Source organism: Herbaspirillum sp. 1173, from assembly GCF_031455335.1.
Classification (GTDB): Bacteria; Pseudomonadota; Gammaproteobacteria; order Burkholderiales; family Burkholderiaceae_D; genus Herbaspirillum; species Herbaspirillum huttiense.
In genome coordinates this window covers 1,340,781-1,363,038 of the sequence record NZ_JAVDSP010000001.1, presented here as the reverse complement: position 1 = coordinate 1,363,038, position 22,258 = coordinate 1,340,781, and the positions used below count along the sequence as shown (strand labels likewise).

The window sequence follows — 22,258 nt, the reverse complement described above, 5'->3', positions numbered from 1 at the left end:
CAAGGCGGCCGGCAAGCAGGGCAGCGGCCGTCCTTGACCCACCATCCTCGAAGCAACCCTCTCGGAAATCCTATGAACCAGACGGACCACGACCCCGGCCAGGCGGGGACGGACAGCGGCTTGCTGTGCCTGATCATGCTGGCCAAGCTGCACGGCATCGCAGCCGATGCCGTGCAATTGCAGCACCGATTCGGCCGCGAGCCCTTCAGCGTGCAGACCATCCTGCTGGGCGCGCGCGCACTGGGCATGAAGGCGCGCGCCATCCGCCAGCAAGCGGCCAGGCTGGAGCGCACGCCGGTACCAGCCATTTGCGTCGATCACGCCGGAAACTTCTTCGTGCTGGCCAAGATCGACGCCGCGCCGCAGGAGGCAGCGGGCGCGCCCTTGCGCATCCTGATCCAGCGGCCGGGCCAAGCACCGCAGGTGCTCACGCGCAGCGAATTCATGGCGCTCTGGGGTGGCCAGGTGATCCTCATGACCAGCCAGGCCAGCTATGCGGGCGAGTCCTCGCGCTTCGATTTCACCTGGTTCATCCCGGCCGTGGTCAAGTATCGCAAGGTGCTGGCCGAGGTGCTGCTGATCTCGCTGGTGCTGCAGATCATCGGCCTGGTGACGCCCCTGTTCTTCCAGGTGGTGATGGACAAGGTACTGGTCAACCACGCCATGATGACGCTCAACGTGATAGCGGTCGGCCTGATCGCCGCCACCATTTTCGAAGCCCTGTTGACCGGGATTCGTACCGCCATCTTCGCCAAGGCCAGCAGCAAGATCGACGTGGAACTGGGCGCGCGCCTGTTCGCCCATCTGCTGAGCCTGCCGCTGGCCTACTTCCAGGTACGCCGCGCGGGTGACTCGATTGCCCGCGTACGCGAGCTGGAAAACATCCGCAGCTTCCTCACCGGCAATGCCATGACGCTGGTGCTGGACCTGATGTTCTCCTTCATCTTCCTGGCGGTGATGCTCTGGTACAGCGTGCCGCTGACGCTGATCGTGCTGGCTTCCATCCCGGTCTATCTGCTGTTGTCCCTGATCTTCACACCGGTGCTGCGCGCACGCCTGAACGACAAGTTCAACAAGAGCGCCGAGAACCAGTCCTTCCTGGTGGAGACCCTGACCGGCATGGACACCGTCAAGGCACTTGCCGTGGAACCGCACTGGCAACGCAAGTGGGACCAGCAGCTGGCCGGTTATGTCGCCGCCGGTCTCACCACCACCAACATCAGCCTGGTGGCCAACGGCGGCGTGAACCTGGTGAGCAAGCTGGTCAGCGTGGGCATCATGTGGATGGGCGCGCTGCAGGTGGTGGACAACACCCTGACCGTGGGCGAACTGGTGGCCTTCAACATGCTGGCAGGTCAAGTAGCGGCACCCATCCTGCGGCTGGCGCAGCTGTGGAATGATTTCCAGCAGATCGGCATTTCCATGAGCCGGCTGGCCGATGTGCTCGATGCGCGCAGCGAAGTGGCCGGCCAGCGCACCCGCCTGCCGCGCGTGAGCGGTGCGATTGCGTTTGAGCGCGTGAGTTTTCGCTATCGTCCCGAAACGCCGGAAGTCATTCGCGGACTGACGCTGCAGATACAGCCGGGCGAGGTGATCGGCATCGTCGGCCGCTCCGGCTCCGGCAAGAGCACGCTGGCCAAGCTGGTGCAGCGGCTCTACGTCTGCGAGAGCGGACGCGTGACCGTCGATGGGCAGGACATCGCCATCATCGACACCGCCTCGCTGCGCCAGCAGATCGGCGTGGTGCTGCAGGAGAACACGCTGTTCTCGCGCTCCATCCGCGACAACATCGCCCTGGTCGATTCTTCCGCACCGATCGAGCAGGTGATCGCCGCCGCCAAGCTGGCCGGAGCGCATGACTTCATCTGCGAACTGCCCGAGGGCTATGACACGCTGGTCGGCGAGCAGGGCAGCGGACTGTCCGGCGGACAGCGCCAGCGCATCGCCATTGCGCGCGCACTCATCAGCAATCCCGGCATCCTCATCTTTGACGAGGCCACCAGCGCGCTGGACTACGAATCCGAAAAAATCATCCAGGACAACATGCGCCAGATCTGTGCCGGGCGCACCGTGCTCATCATCGCGCACCGCCTGTCGGCCGTGCGCGATGCCGACCGCATCGTGGTCATGGAGCGCGGCAGCGTCGTCGAGAGCGGCAGCCATGAGGAATTGCTCATGCTGCCCGACGGCATCTATGCGCACCTCTGTGCGCTGCAGGCCGGCAAGCCATTGCAAGGGGAGACACCATGAGTCTGCATCATCGTTCCCGGGCCTGGCTGGCGCTGTGGCAGCGCTATGGGCGCGTACTGCGGCATGCATGGCGCCAGCGCGATCCGCGCAAGAGCGGCTTCTACAACGAGCAGGAAGCCGAGTTCCTGCCGGCCGCGCTGTCGCTGCAGGAATCGCCCGATTCGGCCAGCCTGCGCTGGACTGCGCGCCTGCTCATGGCGATGGTCTTGCTCACGCTGCTGTGGTCGCTGGTGGGCCACATCGACATCGTGGTCAACGCTACCGGCAAGGTCATTCCGTCGGCCCGCATCAAGACCATCGCGTCCATCGAGGTGGCCAGCGTGCGCGACATCCTGGTCAGGGAAGGACAGCGCGTGCGAGTCGGCCAGATCCTCATGGAACTCGATGCCACCAGCAGTGATGCCGAACGCGACAAGGCCGCCGACGCCGTGGCCCAGGCGCGGCTGCAGGTGGCGCGCGCGGCGGCCATGATGCAGGCGGTGCAGCAGCTGCAGGCGCCGCAACTGGCGGAGCTTGGCGGCGCAGGCCGCGCGCAGCGGGACTCGGCCGAGCGCCAGTTGCAGGGCCAGTACCAGGATTTCCGGGCGCGGCTGGCCCGGATCGATGACGAGATCACGCGCTACGCAGCGGCCTTGCAATTGGCCAGCGCGCGTGCCGCCGATTACAAGGAGCTGATGGCCGACAACACCGTCTCGCGTCATGCATGGCTGGAGAAGGAGCAGGCGAGGGTGGATCTGCAAGGCCAGTTGAGCGAGGCCCGCAACCAGCGCACCGCGCTGTTGGCGCTGACGCAGAAGGAAGCCCACGACAGTCGCATCGAAGCCGAGAAGATCATCGAATCCGCACAGCAGGACCAGCGCCGCGCCGAAGAGCGCAGCCGCCTGCTCACGCTCATGGCCCCCGTCAGCGGCACCGTGCAGCAGCTGGCCGTGCATACCGTGGGCGGTGTGGTGGCGGCCGCCCAGCCCCTGATGCAGATCGTGCCGGAGGAGGGCGACATCGAGATCGAGGCCTGGCTGGAGAACAAGGACGTCGGCTTCGTGCGCATCGGGCAGGAGGTCGAGGTCAAGATCGATGCCTTCGACTACACCAAGTACGGCACCGTCCCGGCGCGCGTGGTGCATGTGTCGCGCGATGCCATTCAGGATGAGAAGAAGGGCCTGGTCTATTCCGCGCGCATCCTGCTTGCCCGCAACAGCTTGAATGTCGATGGTCGCAGTTTGCCGCTGTCGGCCGGGCTGGCCGTCAATGTCGGGATTCGCACCGGCAGCCGGCGCGTGATCGAGTATGTGCTGTCGCCGTTGATGCGGCATCAGAAGGAGGCTTTGCATGAGCGTTGATGACTCTTTGCGACCGCGCCATGCGGTAACGGCCCTGATCCTGATGGTCTCGCTGCTTGCGGCACCGGCTGGTGCGGCCCCGCCTGCGCGCTTCGATCCCTTGCTGGCACGCCCGCCCGAACTGGACAAGGGAAAAATACTGCCCGGCGACGACCGGGCAACGGGCTGCGCAACCAGCCCCTTCACGCCGGGCAAGGTGCTCACGCTGGTCGATGCGGTGGACCTGGCGCTGTGCCATCAGCCCCAGGTACAAGCCTCATGGGCCGCGATCAAGCTGCAGTCGTCGCAACTGGGCGAGGCGCGTGCAGCCTACCTGCCCACCCTCGGGGCGGGTGTCGGCCAGTACCGCGAGAGCGCCACGTCGGACCAGGGCAGCAGCAAGCGCTCGATCGGCACGCTGTATGCGACGTTGACCTGGCGCCTGCTCGACTTCGGCGGGCGCAGTGCCAACCAGCGCGCGGCCGATGTGCTGCTGCAGGCAGCCTCGGCCAGTCAGGACGCCACCCTGCAGAAAGCCATGGGCAATGCCGTCGGCCTGTATTACGACGCCCACAGCGCACGCGCCGCACAGCAGTCGCGCGAGCGCAGCCTGGCGCTGGCGCGCCAGATCCTGGAGGCCGCCATCAAGCGCGAGCAGCGCGGCGTGGGAGCCCTGCCTGAGACCTTGCAGGCACGCACCTTCGTGGCCAGGGCCGAGCTGGAACTGGCGCGCGCCATCGGCCAGTACAAGCGCAGCGTGGTGATGCTGGCCGTGGGCCTGGGTTTGCTGGACGAGGTGGGCGACGTACCGGTCATCACGTTGTCCTCGGAGACCGAGGAGGATCCGCTCGGGCTGGAGCAGAACCTGCCGGGCTGGCTGCAATCGGCCCGGCAGTATCACCCGGCGATCCTGGCTGCACGCGGGCAGGTGGAGGCCGCCCGCGAGAAGGTGAGAGTCGCCGTGGCCGACGGCCTGCCGACGCTGGACATGACGGCCAGCCGTTACATCAACGGCCGTCCGAACCAGCCCGGCAGTCGCGGCGATCGCGATACGGTGGTCGGACTGAACCTGACCATCCCGATCTTCGATGGCTTTGCCAACGGCTACAAGGTCGATGGCGCGCAGGCCCAACTGGAGATGCGCGAGGCCGAACTGCGTGAAGTACAGGCGCAGGTGCTGGGCGACATCGCCACTACCTATGCAGAGGCGACCACCGCCTTGCGCAGCATGGCCTCTGCACGCGGCCTGCTGGAAGCGGCCCAGCGCTCGGTAGAGTCGGTGCGGCGCAAGTACGACACGGGTGCGGCCGATATCGTGGAGATGCTCAACGCCCAGACGGCCCTGGCCGATGCCGAACTGGAACGCATCCGTGCGCTGGGAGAGTGGCGCTCGGCGCGATTGCGCCTGCTGGCCAATGCCGGCGAGATGGGGCGGGTCAGCTTCACCAAGGCCGCACGCCGGTGAGCGCGCGCGACCGGTGGCGCAGGCGAATCAGGTTGCCTGGCCCGGGCGCGCTGCGCGGCGCCAGGTCTGCCAGCCGACCAGCATCGACAGCGCTGCGCCCAGCGCGAACACCAATCCGGAGGCGGCGCGCTGCTCGATGGCCAGGGTCAGTACGGTGGGCATGAGCACCACGCCGATGAATCCGGCAAACACGCACAGCCCGGTGGCCCGGCCCACTTGGGCGCGCGGCACGAGGATGGCGATCTCCGAGAACAGCACGCCATTCCAGGCCACCACGGCCACCCCGAGCGCGGCGGCGGCCGCATGGAACATCAGCATCGGTGTGGGCGCAAAGGCCGACCACGCGAGAATGGCAAAGCCCAGCGTGCCCAGCAGGCCGGAGACGGCCAGCATGCGCAGCGCCGGCACGCCGCGGTCAACGCAGCGGCCCCAGATCAGCCGGAACACCACACCCACCAGATTGAACAGCGTCAGCAGCATGGCGGCCTGTTCGATCGACATCTGCTGGAAGCCGTGCAGGAAGGGCAGCAGCATGGCAATGGCAGTGACCTGCAAGCCCGAGAACAGGAAGGCCACCAGCGTCAGGATGCGCAGTGGCGGATGGCTGCGCAGCAGCGACCAGACGCTCTCTGCGGATGCTGCGCCTTTGCTGGCCGCCGGGGCCGGGTCGTGGTCTTGCGCCGACTTGCTGTTGAAGGCGATCGCACCGAGCAGGCCGATCAGGCCCGGCGCCACGAAGGCCCACAGCAATCCGACATGCTGCGTCATGACCGGCACCAGCAAGGCCGCCAGTGCAGCCCCGGCGGGGACGCCGCTTTGCCGTATCGAGAACAGCAGGCTGCGGTTTTTCAGCGGGCCGCTCTGGCTGAGGAAGTAGGAACTGGCGGGCGTGATGCCGCCGTAGCCCATGCCCATGAGTACGCTGCCGGCCAGCACCCCTGCCACGTGGGTGGTCGCGATGAGCAGCATCCCCAGGGCGCAGAGCGCCAGGCACCAGCGGCTGACCTGGAATGCGCCGAGCCGATGGACGCGGTTGCCGAACCAGATCGACGAGCAGGCCGCCGCCGCGTAGAGCACCGCCGTGTAGACCCCGACCCAGCGGACGGAAATGCCCAGCGTCTCGGCCAGCAGGGGCGAGATGGTCAGCACGGCTGTCGCGGCAAAGGAGGTGGCGATCTGGATGGCGGTCAGCAGGAGCAGGGCGGTGAAGGGATGCATGGACAAAATCGCGTTACCGGACTGGCCGGAAAAAATAAGGATGCCTGCGCTTTCCCGCACGGCAAATCCGTTGCGGCCAGGCATCAAGACCATGATTGTAGGAAAAGACACGCGTTCATGCTTTTCCTGATAGCGTCGGACAGCGGAAGCCTGATAGCCTGAAGCCGGGACGCAGTGACAGCAGAGGGCCGCAGCGGAGCGCGAGGCCACCCAGCGCCACGCATCACCACGCATCACCACGCAATATCAGGCGATATCAAGCGATATCAAGCAAGACGGGGCGCACCAGCCAGAGAGCTTGGCTCACCACAGCACGCGCAACAGCGGCGGGGAAGGGGAAATGCGATTTCTCAACAAACATCACCAGTGGAAGATCGGTCAGCTCATCGCGGGCGCGCTGATCTGTTTCCTGGGCTGCCTGGCGGCGTTCGGCGCGGCCGGTTTTTTCTGGCTGCAGCATGACCTCGAAGAGAAGATCGTGCAGCCGCTGCTGGAGCGCGAACTCAATCGCGTGCTGGAGGGCTTCCGCTCCGAGTACCTGGCGGGCGGGGTGTTCATCAAGCAGATGCAGGGCCTGATGCTGGAATCCTCAATCCCACTGCATGGCGATCTGCGTTCGCTGGCCCGCTTCATCGAGTCCTTGGCGCGCCGCGAGAATGCCGAGGAGCCGCGCTTTTCCTACATCCAGTTCGGCAACAACCGTGGCCAGCTGATTGCCGTCAATCTCAAGGGCTACGGCAGCCTCGACTACTACCTGCAGGATGACGCCCATCCCGGCCTGCAACACTTCGACCAGCGCCCCGACGGCGAGCACCTTGCGCCGTTGTCCGTCACGCCGGACTACGACGCCCGCCAGCGTCCCTGGTATGTGAATGCCACCGCCGAATGTCCACAGGTCTCCGCGATCTACTTCAGCATGGGAGCCGATGCGCAGTGGAATGCGTCCATGACTTGTCCCGTCAATCGCTCGCCGGAAGATCAAGGCGTGATTGCCGTCGATCTCTCGCAGGCGCGGCTGCAGCATCTGCTGGATGCGGCAGTCCAGCAGTCGCTGGTGGCGGGGGTCTTCATCGTCGATGACAATGAACGCGTACTGCTGCAATCGGATCGCCTCAGTGCCGCCGACAAGCGCTTCCTGATCGACCAGCCGCCTGGCAGCCGCGCGCGTTTTACCGAACTGGCCATTGCGCGCCTGGCGGACCGTTCGCGCATGGTCAATCTCAAGACCGATGCCAACGGCAAGTTCCTGATTTACCAGCAGCCGCTGTCGAAGATCGACGGCGCACCCGCTGAACTGGCCGGTTACCGGGTGCTGGTGATTTCGTCCCGCTCCGAACTGCTGTCGGTGTTCGATGGCATCTTCTGGATCAGTTGGGTCGCACTCGCGGTCATGCTGGTCGGCGGCCTGGTCCTGATCCGCCTGTATCGCGGCAGCATCACTTCGCCGCTGATGCGTCTGCGCCATCAGGCCGAGCAGGTGGCTTTTCGCGAGGCCAGCGGGACGCATCGCTTCGAGCTGCTCTATCCCAAAGGTTGGGCCATCGAGGAAATCGTCTCGGTGCAGGATGCCGTCGAGCGCATGGCCGGCAATCTCTACAGGCTGTATCACGAACTGCGCGACAAGGTCGACCGCGATCAGGAAAGCGGCCTCCTGAGCCTGATCGGCGCAGCCGAGCGGCTGGAGCAGAGCGCGTGGGAACAGGCCACGGTCTGCATGGTGGAAATCAACAACTATGTGGTCCTGGCGGATACGCTCAACAAGGTCGCGCTGCGTCACCTGTGGCAGAGCCTGTGCCAGCAGGTGGCTCCTGTGTGGGGTGACTTTGCGGCGCAGCGGCTGGTCCGTTGCCGCTACAGCGAGAGCCGTATCGCCGTGGTGATGCTGGGTGCGCCTGTCGACCATGAAGACATGCTCATGCGCCTGCGCAGCAAGTCCGAACTGGTGCTGTCGACCGGTGGGGCGGAAGAGGTGCGCGTATTCCTGAGTTTTGGCGTGAGTATTTGCGAACAGCGCAGCAAGGCCGCCATGGAAAAGAGCCTGGCCAATGCCGCCATTGCATTGCGCCAGGCGCAGCAGCCGGGCGGTGGCGGTTACTGCGTGTTCCAGCCGGCCATGCTGGCGCGCGAAGAACGGGTGCAGGCGCTGTTGGCGGCCATGGACGCCGCCACGCTGGAGGCCGAGTTCAGCATGGTCTACCAGCCCATCTGCGATCTGCGCAGCGGTGCGCTGCACGGCGTGGAGGCATTGATGCGCTGGCACTCGCCGGCCTTCGGCGCGGTCTCGCCAGCCGAATTCATTCCGCTGGCCGAACGTAGCGAACGTATTTCGCAGCTGGGTGCGCTGGCCTTCCGCAAGGTGGCAGCCGATGTGGCGCAGTGGCAGGCGCTGGGCATCCTGCCGGAAGGATTCACGGCGCACGTGAACGTCTCGGTGCGGCAGGCGATGAACGTGCACTTCTTCGAGCAGGTGCGCGACATCGTTCTCAACTCCGGCGTGGCTCCGCCGATGATCACGCTGGAGCTTACCGAGAGTCTGCTCATCGATGACTCGCATCATCTGCAGGCGCAGTTTCGTCAGTTGAGCACGTATGGGTTCGGACTGTGCCTGGATGATTTTGGTACTGGCTATTCCTCCTTGTCGACGCTGCACAATTTTGATTTCAACTGCGTGAAACTTGATCGCTCCTTCATCCTGCGCGTGAGCGAAGAGGGACGCGCCTCGTCGCTGCTGCCGGCCATCATCGGCATCGCGCGCTCGCAGCAGATGGAGTGCGTGGCCGAAGGCGTGGAGACCGAGGAGCAGGCCGAACTGCTGCGAGGCATGGGCTGTGCGTTCGTGCAGGGTTATCTGTTTGCGCGGCCGATGGCGGCGCAGGCGCTGGTGGCGTGGATAGATAGCCGGGGCCGGGCGTGAACGCCGTTATCCTGTTGAGTCGATTGCCGGAGCGTTTTCAGCGATCTTTTGGCGGCAGGGGGTAGCGGCTGGCGTATGACACGCGCCCGCGCTTTTTGACAGACAATGCTTCGTCATGTCTTCCTGGAGGATCTGGATCTGTGCTTCATGGCGTCGGTGCCGCTGGCGCAGGTGATCGCGCGTTTGCAGGAGAAGGGCTGGCCGATCATTGAGGGGCCGGTGTTGCGGACAGGCGCGATGCATGGATGAAGTTCGAAACGATCTTGCCCGGCAACGCTGATGCGGCATCATCGTTGAAGCGGATACACACAGTCCGCCCGGCAAGGCTCCAGAAAAGAGGTACGCACCGACTTGACCAGGCCGATGTAATCCGAGCGTTTGTTCCTCGTGTAGACGATGTGGATGGCCGCACCATATGGCCTGGGCTCGAGATCCCAGGCCCAGTAAGTCTTGCCGTTCTCCGCCTGGAAGAGGAAGAACTGACCGGTCTTCGGAAGCTCCACAGGTTGACGCAGCGCCCTGGTCAGCAGCGCACTCTGGCTGCGCAGCACCTTGCTCAGGCGCGCATGCGCCGGTCCGGGCAGGACACGTCGTGCCGCCCTTCCATTTTCGCCCGATTCTGCTTCGCCGCGCAGCGACGCGTCCAGCGCGGGCGGCTCGTCGCCCATCGCCAGAAAATGCCAGTAGATGTATCCGAAGTAATAGCCCTCCCTGCCGAGACGCCATATCGAGGCCGACTCTCCCGTGTTATCAATATCGCCCTCGGCGTCGGCAAAAAATGCGGCCAGACCGGCCGGCCAGAAATACTTGTGCGGCCATTCCGCCGTGACGAATGCGTCATTTGTCTCCTCGCTGCTCATCCGCTTTTGCAAGGCCTTGCAGGCGGGATGCCGACAACGCTGATCAGTCGTGATCACGGTCTTCATGGAGCAGACGGTACGCATCCGATATCGGCCATCCGGCTCTTTCTCGAACTGGTGGATATTGAGCCCCTCGTGGTCACCGTTGACGGTGGAGACGAGGTAATTGATTCCTTCGAAGCGCACGAAATAGGGCGAGAGCAGAACGCCATTGTTGACGCTGCCCTTGTCGATCAGGCGCTGCGATTGACCGTCCTCCTGCTTGCCGAACTCAAAAAACTGGATGAGGGCAAAGCGTCCTGATCCATTCACGTTCCAGACGTACAACTCATCAACCCCGTCATTATCCGCGTCCACAAGGGCAGCGCCGTTGTCATAGTCGGTCCAGGAGAGCAGATCAATGTCAGAGCGATCGATGAGGGCTTTTTCCACGGCATTGGGTTCACGTGCCGGGTTCGGCAGCGTGGGATGCCGGGGGTCTTTGAGATACGGGGTGAGTGCCGCGCAAAGATTGTCCGTCGATACGGCCCATGCTGGCACAGCACACGCCAACAGGAAGAGCAGGCAGATGATTTTTCTTGTTAATGAATTCGCTGGTGACATCGGGGGCGCAGAAGGTGGTGTGATGACGCTGATCGGTGGGTGACAGGTTGAACTGTAGCAGCCCGATGTTCACTTGTCGTTACCCGATATCAGGATCGGGAGTGGCATCAAAACTATGGCCTGTTCACATTCAGTCTCCGAAAGCGAGAGCTGGTCAGGCATGGTCTGACTAGGCGCGGCCACGCGTCGTAGCGCTGTTGCGGCGACGATCTCCAACAACGGCGGGCAACCCATCTCACGTCTGCATATGAAATGAGCTCTAGAGATATGAGCGCGGTATTAAGTACTAAGACGTTTTGAAATTCGGATGAATTTGCTGGCAGAAATGAAAACGGGCCCATTCGGGCCCGTTTTCATCATGTCCTGGCGGAGGCTGTGTCCGCTAAGGTTTTGTGCGGGAATATCCAAGGATGTTCTGTAATTGGTTGATTATAAACATTTATGTATCCTCTTGTTATCCAGGTTTGTCCGAGGATTTCTCTTGAAATCCAATGCTTTATGTGGGCACAATGTGGGCAGACTTTACGTGAGGGGAAGTGAATTGTGCCAAAGCGAGCCAAGGAATTAACTGCGCTAGCCGTTAGCAAGATAAAAGAGCAAGGCCGGCATGCAGTGGGCGGTGTTGATGGGTTGCATTTGCGTGTTTCGACCGGCGCGCGAGCGTGGGTGCTGAGGATTCAAATTGGCGATAAGCGCCGAGATTTAGGGCTGGGAGCATATCCTGCGGTCTCGCTCGCAGAAGCACGAGACCTCGCACGGGACTACCGGAAGAACGTACAAAACGGAATTGATCCGTTGGCTCACAAGCGTCAGCTAAAAATCGCGTTACGCACCCAGCAGGCTAGCGAAAAAACTTTTAAGCAGTGCGCAGAAGCCTATATTGAAGCTAAATCTGGCGAATGGAAAAATCCGAAGCATCGCCAACAATGGAGTAACACGCTGGCCAGCTACGCCTACCCGTATTTGGGTCAGCTACTTGTCTCAGAGGTCGATTTGCAGCATGTGTTGGAGTGCTTAGAGCCAATCTGGAAGACCAAGAATGAAACAGCAAGTCGATTGCGTGGCCGAATAGAGGCAGTATTAGATTTCGCTACAGTTCGGAAGTATCGATTCGGTGAGAATCCAGCCCGTTGGAAAGGTCACCTAGATACTATATTGCCAGCACCCTCGAAGGTGCAGAACGTGAAGCATCACGCCGCGATGGCGCTGGATGATGTCGCAGAATTTTTCGCAAGGCTGCGCCAAAAAGAAGGTTGGGGCCCAAGAGCTCTGGAGTTCTTGATCCTGACGGCTGCAAGATCAGGTGAAGTTCGTGGCGCCACGTGGGAAGAAATTGATCTAGAGAACCGCGTGTGGATCGTGCCAGCAACTCGCATGAAGGCGAGGGTGGAGCATCGTGTACCGCTCTCAGATGACGCTGTCGAATTGCTTGGAAAGCTACCTCGTTTAGCTGAATCTCCACTGGTCTTTCCTTCGCCGCAAGGCAAGCAACTTTCTGATATGACTTTGACCCAATTGATGCGACGTATGGAGGTTGCCGCTGTTCCGCACGGCTTTCGCTCCACATTTCGAGACTGGGTTGGCGAGCGGACATTCTATCCGCGAGAGCTCGCCGAGCAAGCTCTCGCCCACACGTTGGAAAGCAAGGTCGAGGCAGCTTATCGGCGCGGAGATGCGTTAGGTAAGCGACGAGTGATGATGAACGATTGGGCGAACTACCTGAAATTAGTGCCGAATCGCTGAATAAGCGCCGTCCGCTCTGTGATGATGACGTGCATTTGAATAGATCCTTTCTCATCTCTTACGAGTAACAAAGCTCCACCTGTGGCGCCGGACACGTCTTCGTCGAGACCGATCGCTTCAAACTGGATGAACCGCGCTACAACAACGGCCGCACCGTGCCCCTGAGGTAGCGAAAGCATAGCCGCTGAAGCGGCGTGGAATGTCTCGCTGCTGGTGGCCGTGCCGGCCCGCTATCACCTGCTCAAGCACAAGCGGATTCCGTTGGAAGACCTGCTGCAATTCCCGCCGGTGGTGGGTGATCTACAGGCGTGCGAGGGCAGCCATCGCGTCCTGTCCAGATCCGACACAGATCAGTAGCCCAGCGCTGGTCTGGTCCTGTGGCTACCGACGGCAAGGCTTTCCCCCTGGGACGGAAACCAATGGGCCGCTTCTTGACCTGCCAGCCTTCGAGCTGGAAGATCCGCTGCACCGTGTTCTTGTTGAACCCGAGTAGGCCAGCCACCGTGCGGTAGCCGAAGGACGGCTCTTCCAGGATCATCTTGCGAATGGGTTCGACAAAGCGCTGCTGCACCTTGGGCTCAGCCTTCACCGGCTTGTAGTAAGCGCTGCGCCTGGCAATCCCAAACCACGCACAGAGCTTGCTGACAGCCACATCGAAACCGTCTTGTTTGATTCCCTGGCGTATGGTCTCGATTACTTGTCTTCCTCGCCCAACAGGGACGCCAATTTTTTTCTGGCGCGCAGCTCCAGCATGGCTTCTCCGTAGGCTTCTTGGAGCTCCTTGAGTTGCCGTTCGTACTGCTCGCGGACATCCAAGGGCTTGGCACGCAGAGCGTTCTCCATCCCTTTACGGCCTTCATCGACCCATTCTTCAATTTCTGAAGGCGGTATAATTGTTGATTTGCTCGCGGATTTGACCCTCTCCATTTGACCCACCTTCCACCGTCTACCAAAGGCGGCCACACGGTCGTACGCCCCCTCATATCCCAGTTCTCTCAGATCCAGGAACATCTGTTTCAGGGTTCTTCGTTGCTTGCGCGATTTAACGAATTCAGCGCTCAGCCAAGCGGAGAGCCTGGGAGCAAACTCATCAAGAGAACTAGGCGAATGCCTTGCTGGGTATGCTGGTTCGATCGCGTCTGACTGAATATAACGGCGAACCGTATTGCGGGAGATGTCCAGGCAGCGGGCGATTTCCCGGATTGAGATGTGGTCTCTGATGTACCAGCGTCGAATAATTCCAAGTAGGGCCACGTTTATCACTCCGTTCTCCCGCTCGCTGTCATGAGCAGGATTGTGGTCTAACATGGGTCAACTTAGGATGCAAATTTCTGAGAAAGTGGGTCAGATTTAAATGCAATTCAACACTCTTCGGCATACATCCTCCTCAGGCGACGGCTCTCTTCTTCGAGTTTCTCAGTCGCCTCATCGACGCGTCCATACCGAGGTACCTGCTTCGCCAGCGGTAAAACAGGGCTGAGCTCTGCCGCGCTCTCGGCATAGCTCAGGAACCGGATTTCCGACGTATGCGATGCTTGAGGATGGCGATGATTTGGCTTTCCGAAAAACGTGACTGCTTCGCGTAAAACTTCCTCAATTCAAAATTGAGAAAATTCTATTTCAAAGCCGCCTAATTTCCGGAAGATTACCAGATTGAACTCAGGGCTTCTCCGGCATAGCCGAGGAATGGTGACTAGAAATAAGCCACTTCTTCCCGGTCCATCTATATGTGAACGTGTATCGCGCCTTCACCTCAGAACCGTCGTCAAATTTGAACGTGTACAGCCCTGCGTCGATCGCGCTATTGCAGTCGATTTCGATAGATCGGCTATCGATCTTTCCCACTGGCTTATGATGAAGGAAATGCTCGAAATAGTCTTCCTTCTCTACCGCCGTAAAGCGCGGTTTGTTGGAAACCGTAGGTAATAGGATAGATTTCGGAGCATAGTTGGCGACGACTTTCTTTGGGTCACCAGTTTGAAGCGAAGCATTCCACCGGTCAAACAAAGACGCAACTTGTTTTTCGGACGTACCGTGACATACCTCTGACTTGGCATACACGTTTGCTGATGCAAAAAGAAGAACTAGCGATGCAACTTGAGTAGCGTATTTCATATCTTACTCCTTTTTGTTGTTGAAATTATTTTGAACTATAGCAAAGCTTAATAGGACAAGACCGCATGGCAATTCGCAAAAAATTGCCTGCGCAATCTTAAGCACAATCGCAAAAAGCTCAACCATCGCGCGGCCTGCAGTATGCGGGGATCAGAAACGCCAGTTGACAGAGATGGCCGCCGTCAGCTCCGCATCACCGCCGCGCCAGAGCGTGCTGGACAAGGATGCGTCGACCACCATGTCCTGCCGTACCCGGTAGGCGGCGCCGGCCTGCAGGTCCAGGCTGTCGCGCTGGATCACTTCACTGCTTGCCGCAAATGCGACGTCGGGATAACCCGCCAGGCGCGCCGTCTGCGTGGTCGTGCGCGCCAGCATGTCGCGACTGACGCCAGCACGCAAATTGGCACGGACCTGCCGCCCCGAGGCCAGTGCCAAGTCGCTGCGCCATTCGCCCCCCAGGCGTGCACGCATGGAACGGAAGGAATTGCTGTCCAGTTGCAGGCCCGGCCCATCCGTATTGTTTTCCGTGATCGCGGGCCGCGACAGCACCATATAGTCGAGACCGGCCAGCGGCCCGGCGCTGCTGCCCTCGGCAATGCGCCAGCGCCAGCCACCACCCAGCGTGGCGCTGGCGACGGTGCCAGTCCAGGTGCCACGCGGTGCGCTTTGATATCCGTTGAAACTGATCTTGCGTTCCAGGCGCCCGTCTTCCACGCCCACGCGGGCCTGGGCGAAGATATGGGGCCCGGCCAGGGGATCGGCGGCATAGGTCACGTGTGCTCCTACGTCCAGCGCCGATGTCTCGCCCGACGCCGGCGTGCGGCCATCGACCCGGGTCGACTGCCCACTGACCGCGCCATGCAGGCCCACCGTCCAGCCATCCATGGACAGACCGCTGCGCTCCACCCCCAACACCACGCCATAGGTATTGCCATTCGCCCCCACGGCACGCTCGGATCGGTCGCGCCAGTAGCCACTACCGAAAGGCATGGCGAAGGCCGTCCAGTCGCTGCCGGCCTGCACCTGTCCGTCCAGCATCGTTACGACCGGTGCGCGGGCGGCCAACAGATCACCGATGTGCCGCTCGCGCAGTAAGGCGCCCGAAAACATTTCGCCATAAGCCACCGGCGAGAGCTGCCGCAACGCCGGCGCGATGGCGCTACCGTCGGCCGCTGAAAAGTCTAGAGCGGCCACCAGCGAACGCAGGTCGCCCCTTGCATTGCCGGCTACCACATCGAGCGCACGGGCAACCTGGCGCGTCAAGTCATCGTTGGCATAGCGCGAATAGGCCTCATCGCGGCGCTGCACCGAGACGGTATAGCTCAGGCCGCCAGTCGCAGTGACGCCGGCCACCAATGTCGGCGAGGCCAGCAGGGCACTGGCCGACGCAAACGCGCCGGTGATGCTGCCAGCCTGCAGCCACTGATTGCTGGTAAGTGCGAAACGGTTCGCGTACCAGCTGCGTTGCGGCGCGATGGTCAGGCTGCCATCCAGCGCCGCGTTGCCGCTGACGACCAGGGAACTGATATTGCCACTACCATCTACGCTGGTCTGCAGTCGGCCGTCGGCGCCCTGCTCGTAGTTGCCGACCACCGTGATACTGCTCCCCAGCGTGGGGGCCAGCGTGCCATGGTTGGTGAACAGGCCGGCGGAATTCAAGGTATAACGGCTGCTGCCGCCCAGCAGGGCGCCCTGGGCGATATTGACCTGGTAGATCTGATGCTCGCCGGTGAGGAGGGTAGTGCCGCCCTCGAAGGCCAGCGACAGATTGTTGATACCTACGATGTTGCCGTCATAGCGCAATGCAAAGCCAGGGTCGGCTGAGGCGGTGGCGCGCCCATCGGCGTCCGGCAGGTAACCAAAACTCAGGGTGGTCAGGCGTGGCAAACTGCCGTCGAGTTCTGCATAGTCGGAACGGATATCTCCCTGCAGCGAAGCACCGCGCATGACGTTGATCTGGCCCACATAAGCGTTGCTGGAAATATAGATGGCGGCAGTGCGGCCAGCCAGGCGACCGGTCAGGTCGAAGCGACTGACCAGCGGACCATCCAGCTCCGCCAGCAGGGCGCCTGTGGTCTGCGATCCTCGATAGATGTAGGAGCCGCGGTAGTCACTGTCATTGCCCAGAATATTGTTGCCGAAATCGAAGCTCACTGCGATGCCGTCCTCGCCCAGAGCCTGCACGTCACCGCGCTGGGTGAACGTGTGATCCTTGCCATAGGTGAACATCACGCCGCGACCATAGGCGCCATCGGCATAGACCCGAGTACCGGGCAGGATGATGATATTGTTGCCGGCGCCATCGATACGCATGCCGGCGCCACCTGCGCCGGCTGAGAGCAGGTCAGCGCGCTGATAGATGGTATTGCCGCTACCATAGACGTGCAGACCCAGGCCCAGCGTAGCCAAGTTATAGGTATTGGGCAGGTAGGCACTACCCTCTGCATTGCGCTGGAAAAAGCCGTCGTCGTTGAGGATCACCTGCCCGTCGGCGTAGACGGAACGCCCGAAGAAATTGCGACGGTCGATGTCATAGCCCAGGTCTTGCAGGATCGCCAGCTCGGCTTCCATGAAGGTGGTGTAGTTGCGATAGCTCTGATGGCTCATCAGGCTGTTCTTGAGCTCCACGTGCGACATGAAGGGCGGATCGGCGTCGGTCGCGGTGCCGGTACTGAGTGGTATGCCGCGCATGCCGGAGCCGGCCAGCACCTGAGCCACATTCGGACCGATGAAATACCCTGAGTTCTTGCTGAGGTCGAACACATCGGCGCCGGCCACGTTGCTGCATGTCATGCACCAGATCACCTGGCCGGGCAGGGCCGCCTTGCCGTTGTCGTCGCGCAGGTGCGAAGTCCACTGATTGATATTGTCGTCGAATCGATATTTTTCAAAACCGGAGGCCGGGGACGTACCGGAGGACGGGGCCGGATTACCGATGGAGGCACCGATGCCCAGCGCATGCCCGATCTCGTGAAAGACGACCGCCGGCAAATCCCAACCAGTGACATTGCGCGGCAACTGGGAAGGAATGTAGGCATTCGTGCTCACCGGCAGGTCGCCAATCGCCACGAAGCCGTGCGCACCCAGGGTCAACTGCCCCGCCTGCAGGTTCTGCAGCGCGGCCTGCACCTGGCTCGGCGCAATGATCAGGCCCGGCACCGGCTCACTGTCGGCATGGGCGTTGTTGTTGCTGGGCTCGCTGCCGATATTGATCACCGCCGGGGACGTGCCGGGGATCACCTTAATATAGTTGGCCCACTGTCGAAGCCCCGCCAGGGTCTGCTGCTTGAACATGTCCGAGAGTGCAAACGGCGAGGATTTGAACTCTTTGCCCTCTTTGAAGAAGGCACCGTCAGCAGGCCCGTAGAAGCGGGCCTCGAAGATCGGCACCCGATTGCTGTCCAAGATTGTGTGTGATTCAAATGTTTGCGCCTGAGTCTGCGCGCAGGCCAACATCGCCGCTGCAGCGACGGCCTTTAATACGAAATTCTTCATGCTAGCCCCTGATGCCCCCCCGGCAGTCCTGACTTTCGGCGCGTATCTTTACGCTTTGCGTGTTTTTGTTAAGACGTCACTATACAGGGACGAGCAAAATGGCAGAGCAGGAAAATGGGGCTGTTTACGCCCTCGATTACACAGATTGCCGCGCGTCTTGTCTGTAGTCCGACTTATTGGCCGCAGGCAAATACTGCTGAGCGTATTTTTGCAACAGTCGCGATGATTGTCCTGCAGTCACAATTCCGGCTACTTCCTTATTACGTCGTGTGCAGGATTCAAAACTGTATGCCGCACCTCTCGGGATCTGAGATCAAGTGATGAGGGAGGAGGGCTTAATCTTTGAAGTAATCACCGGTTCATTTTTGTGCAGGTTACGCTCGCTCGAAATCGTCGCGCAATCAGCATTACAGAACGCCTTTCCGAACTTCGCCACCTGTGCACATAAAGGGGATTAATAATCAGGTTTCAGCGTTCGTCAGGCCCTGGGAAGGTCGTCAGGATTACCATGATAGTTCCGTAGATATTGATGTCTGCGTCATCGCGCGTATGTATTTGCCTCGTTGATTGGAAGTTGATAGGGACGGGATCGGACTATGTCTCGGCCTGTTCACTCGTTCAAGGAAAGGAACTGCACCCGTTCCGATCGCTGACAAGTCGTCGCGGGTCACTGGTCCATTGCGGTTAAGGATTTTTGCTAGAAAGCACTATTTCCCATCGCATTCTCTGCGCGCCCTGGTGGTATTTCAGAGATCTTTAAATTTCTATCCAATATGCTTTTTTACATCGCTGTTCGAGCTATCGTTTTCCTCAATGAAAAGTAGAAATTCAACATGTAGTCTTACCATTTTTAAAAGCGGCAAGAATTTTGGCTCCAAGACTAGGGAGGCAATCTGCGCGCAACTCTCTAAGTTGCCGAAGATGTCTCTGATATCTTCTGGCTCGGCACCTGCAGCATGCATCTCGATCAAGCATTTTCTAACTTGTTTTCTAACGAGGTCGCCGAAAACTTCTCCGTCCGCCGCTTTCGTAGCGATTTTTAGGATTATCAGAAAATGGCGTCCTACAATCTCTTTCAAATATTCCGTCGACATTTGGAGGCCTTAAAATCTAATCACATGTTTGTGAAAGTTTGGATATCGAGAGCGGCCCTTTCTTCTTCGACTGATTTGTGATCCTGTTTAAGAAGAACCCTGCAGCGATAATAGACAAGTTTCCCATCGCCCCCTCCAGATAAGGTTGCTTGCAACAACGTAAAAGACGCACTTCATCGGAGGTAATGGATACTTTGCTCGGCTAAGCAAGCCTATTTTTGCATTCCATGGTATTGAGTGCGTGTGACGGCGACCGAACTCCGATAGGAAGCAAGTACATCTTTTCGCGCCTGGTGCCTCACTTTGTCCCAACTGTCTTGGCCTTAGTGGAGTCGCGGGCGATGATTACACTCAGTTTGCTCGGATCGAGATGCTTGCGGGCCGCAGCATTAACTTGTTCCAACGTGAGGGCTGAGACGCTGGCATCCCGGTTGCGCATCCACTCTGGTGTAAGGCTGCGGTCCAGCAGATTTTGCCATTGCGCGACCAAGCCCAGATCGTCGGCGCGGCTTTGCTGTCGCATCAATAGGATGCCTGACTTGGCGCGTTCCAATTCTTCCACGGTGAAGCCATCCTTAAGGAGCCGTGTCAGTTCCTCGCGCACGCCTGCTTCCACCCTTTCTAGGTTCTGTGGAGCGGCGATGGCCATGACCGAAAAATTGGCGTCGTCGGAAAAATCATCCGTATTTAAGACGGACAGGACTGTATAGGACAACCCATCCCGCTGACGCAATCGGTCGTTGAGGCGCGTCTTGGAAGAGCCGCCAACGAGGTAATTGACTGCTTGCATCGCTGCATAGTCTTCGTCGGTATCGCGAAGTCGCACATTTTGGCGTGCCATGAACACCCCGTTTTCCTTATCTGGGGTATCAATGATCCTGTGGATCGGAGCGATGTCGTGCCAGGTGGAAATGATCCGATCATAAGGCGCAGGGCTCGTCCAATTTGCGAAACTTTGGTTCAGGGCGTGAATGGCTGCTGCGGGATCGAATTCTCCGACAATGACCAGTCGGCCGTTCGCCACGCCATAGTAGTGGAGGTAGAACTGACGGATCTGCTCTAGGCTAACGTTCTTTACCTGAGCTATTTGCTCATCGAGCGACATGGCAGAGCGGACATCGCCAGAAGGATAAGCGTTGAAATGGAGCGCTAACGCTTCGTTGGCTATAAATTGCGGATCGCCGCGCGATGCCTCCAAAGAGACCAGAAGTTCATTGCGCATCTGCGTGAACTCATCCTCGTCAAAGCGCGGATGTCGCAACGCGTCTCCCATCAGTTGTAGCGCCGGAATCAAGTTGTCGCCAGTGGTCTGGAATAGTAGCAAATCGCCGCTCATCTTCAGGCGCTGCCAATTTTCGGCGAATTGCTGGCGGGTCATGGTGGTGGTTCCATGTTGCAGCATGAGCATTGTCATCTTGTTCAAGGCCTGCTTGCCGAAAAGACTACTTGCGTTGCCGAAGTCTAAGGCTAGGCCCACCGACACTACGCCGCCACTGGTCTTCTTGGGTAACAGGGCTATCTTCAAAGGAGTATTCTGCCCTTTCATCGGCTGAAAGACCTGGGTACGTTTTTCGATATTAGCCGGTGAGGTATCGAAGTTTTCGCCTCGCTTCAGCGAGGCGTGCGGCTGGTAGTGCGCCAAAATTTGGGTCATCGTCAGAGCCGCTGGGACCTCGGTACGCTGCGGACTTTCTTCTGGAATGAACATGCCGACGGTTCGATTGTCGCGACGGTAGTATTTAGCGGCTGCAGCGACAATTTGCTCGACACTTATCGTCGCGATCTGATCGCGTTGCGCGAAAAGTTGACGCCAATCGCCGAGCAAAATGGATTCGTTAAGCGCCATCGCCATCATCTGGGGATTGCTCTCCAGTCGCTCATACAGATTGATCTGCGTAAGTTTGGTGCGGGCTAATTCCTCTTCTGTGGGCGGCTGTACTACCAAGGACTCGACCCCTGCAATCAACTTGCGTTTCACGGTTTCGAGATCGCCGCCCTTTTTGACCGTCGCAGTAATGATTTGGAGACCGGGTGCCACAGCCCCCAGTTCTTGCTGTACTACAGTCGCCGCAAGTCCAGTTTCTACTAGGCACTTTTGCAGGCGTCCATCGACGGGGTTGGTCAATATAGCTCCTGCGAGTTCAAGCACCTTCGCGTCCGGATGCAACTGGGGTGCAATTCGATAGGCCACTGATACTAGTTGCACATCCCCTTGTCGACGGATGAAGAACTGTCGCTCACCATCCTGGGTCGGTTCGACAGTCCAAAAAACTGGCAGCTTGCGGGAGGGCTTCGATATCTTGCCGAAACTAAGGTTAACCCAGCCGAGTACCTTGACAGGATCGAACTTTCCCGCAATGACCAGTACCGCGTTGTCCGGTTGATAGTAGGTCTTATAAAACGCCTTCAGGTTGTTGATCGTCACGTTCTCAATGTCACTGCGGTTGCCGATAGTAGGCCGTCCATAAGCGTGCCAATCGAGAGCTGCTCCTTGTATGCGCTTTAGCATGACTTGGTCAGGTGAATTTTCACCATTTTCAAACTCGTTGCGCACTACGGTCATTTCCGTGTCAAGGTCTTTCCTCGAGATGCGCGAGTTGATCATCCGATCGGCCTCCATATCGATGACCCAACGAAGGTTATCGTCGCTCGCGGCGAAGGTCTCATGATAGTTCGTGCTGTCGACCCAAGTGACGGCATTGAACGTCATTCCGCGGCGGCTGAATTCCTGGGTAATGGTTGGATGGCGCGTTGTACCCTTGAACAGCAGGTGTTCCAGCAGATGAGCCATGCCGGTCTCACCGTAATTTTCATGGCGCGAGCCGACCAAGTAGGAGATATTCGTGGTCACAGTTGGTTGAGAGGCGTCGGGCAGCAGCAATAGCCTGAAGCCGTTAGAGAATCGGTACTCGCTGATCCCCTCGGTGACGGGGCCAGCAGTGATACCTATTGGTAAGGCATGTATGTCAGTGGGGATAGCTGGCTGAGCCTGTGCTGGTGCCAGCCTAAAACTTAGCGAGAACGACGCCAAGTTCAGCAATAGGACAACTACAAGGCTACAGCTCTTGGAAAGAGACACGCGATTCTCCTAAAAAATGGAAAGGTAGTAGTTGCTATTGGAAAGCGCGATGCGATGTAAAGACCACCAGCGCGGCCTCGCAGCTCGGAGGGAGTAATGTTCT

Annotated in this window: 12 protein-coding genes and 2 pseudogenes; 6 read left to right on the top strand and 8 right to left on the bottom strand. The window is 59.7% G+C overall.

Translation table 11 applies throughout. The annotated features are described in order from the left end of the window. The first annotated feature begins 72 nt into the window (after positions 1-72). The 3 genes from J2X56_RS06110 to J2X56_RS06100 are packed head-to-tail and all read left to right on the top strand — an operon-like array spanning position 73 to position 5,034. Positions 73-2,250, top strand: a complete 2,178-nt coding sequence (locus tag J2X56_RS06110) for a type I secretion system permease/ATPase (RefSeq protein ID WP_121041750.1) — start codon at positions 73-75, stop codon at positions 2,248-2,250. Beyond that, a complete protein-coding gene (locus tag J2X56_RS06105; protein ID WP_134135912.1) occupies positions 2,247-3,590 on the top strand; it encodes an HlyD family type I secretion periplasmic adaptor subunit in 1,344 nt (447 codons plus the stop codon). Before J2X56_RS06110 ends, J2X56_RS06105 begins: the two co-directional genes overlap by 4 nt. Beyond that, positions 3,580-5,034 (top strand): TolC family protein, encoded by a 1,455-nt coding sequence (locus tag J2X56_RS06100; protein ID WP_134135910.1) that lies wholly within the window; start codon positions 3,580-3,582, stop codon positions 5,032-5,034. The genes J2X56_RS06105 and J2X56_RS06100 overlap by 11 nt, the downstream gene beginning before the upstream one ends. A 27-nt stretch (positions 5,035-5,061) precedes the next feature. Here J2X56_RS06100 and J2X56_RS06095 read toward each other — a convergent pair whose 3' ends face one another. Then, positions 5,062-6,252: an MFS transporter gene (locus J2X56_RS06095; RefSeq protein ID WP_166675567.1), complete on the bottom strand. Its 1,191-nt coding sequence runs from the start codon at positions 6,250-6,252 to the stop codon at positions 5,062-5,064. A gap of 340 nt (positions 6,253-6,592) precedes the next feature. Here J2X56_RS06095 and J2X56_RS06090 point away from each other — a divergent pair, with 340 nt between their 5' ends. Together J2X56_RS06090 and J2X56_RS06085 are read left to right on the top strand one after the other, a co-directional pair. Then, positions 6,593-9,166 carry an EAL domain-containing protein gene (locus J2X56_RS06090; RefSeq protein ID WP_310158909.1) on the top strand — a complete coding sequence of 858 codons (2,574 nt, stop codon included), beginning with the start codon at positions 6,593-6,595 and terminating at the stop codon, positions 9,164-9,166. Positions 9,167-9,298: 132 nt separating this feature from the next. Beyond that, positions 9,299-9,403, top strand: a pseudogene (locus J2X56_RS06085) (VOC family protein); the annotation flags it as partial. A 50-nt stretch (positions 9,404-9,453) separates the two neighbouring features. On the opposite strand, the gene J2X56_RS06080 reads toward J2X56_RS06085, so the two are convergent. After that, positions 9,454-10,629, bottom strand: coding sequence for a hypothetical protein (locus J2X56_RS06080; RefSeq protein ID WP_310158907.1), 1,176 nt, complete (start codon positions 10,627-10,629; stop codon positions 9,454-9,456). A gap of 543 nt (positions 10,630-11,172) precedes the next feature. Here J2X56_RS06080 and J2X56_RS06075 point away from each other — a divergent pair. Further along, entirely contained in the window at positions 11,173-12,372 is a 1,200-nt protein-coding gene (locus tag J2X56_RS06075) for a phage integrase central domain-containing protein (protein WP_310158905.1), read from the top strand. A 241-nt stretch (positions 12,373-12,613) separates the two neighbouring features. Here the strand turns inward: J2X56_RS06075 and J2X56_RS06070 are convergent, their stop codons facing one another. The 6 genes and pseudogenes from J2X56_RS06070 to J2X56_RS06045 form a co-directional block, all read right to left on the bottom strand. After that, complete coding sequence (locus J2X56_RS06070) at positions 12,614-13,024, bottom strand: hypothetical protein (protein WP_310158903.1); 411 nt, start codon at positions 13,022-13,024, stop codon at positions 12,614-12,616. A gap of 41 nt (positions 13,025-13,065) precedes the next feature. Next, positions 13,066-13,260: pseudogene (locus tag J2X56_RS06065) on the bottom strand (DUF1153 domain-containing protein); the annotation flags it as partial. Between the two features lie 771 nt (positions 13,261-14,031). Then, positions 14,032-14,487: a DUF4440 domain-containing protein gene (locus J2X56_RS06060; RefSeq protein ID WP_310158901.1), complete on the bottom strand. Its 456-nt coding sequence runs from the start codon at positions 14,485-14,487 to the stop codon at positions 14,032-14,034. 150 nt (positions 14,488-14,637) lie between these two features. Further along, positions 14,638-17,892: an autotransporter domain-containing protein gene (locus J2X56_RS06055; RefSeq protein ID WP_310158899.1), complete on the bottom strand. Its 3,255-nt coding sequence runs from the start codon at positions 17,890-17,892 to the stop codon at positions 14,638-14,640. An 854-nt stretch (positions 17,893-18,746) separates the two neighbouring features. Beyond that, positions 18,747-19,076, bottom strand: a complete 330-nt coding sequence (locus J2X56_RS06050; RefSeq protein WP_310158896.1) for a hypothetical protein — start codon at positions 19,074-19,076, stop codon at positions 18,747-18,749. Positions 19,077-19,374: 298 nt separating this feature from the next. Continuing rightward, on the bottom strand, positions 19,375-22,155 hold the full coding sequence (locus J2X56_RS06045) for a pitrilysin family protein (protein WP_310158892.1): 2,781 nt from the start codon (positions 22,153-22,155) through the stop codon (positions 19,375-19,377). Positions 22,156-22,258: the final 103 nt, after the last annotated feature.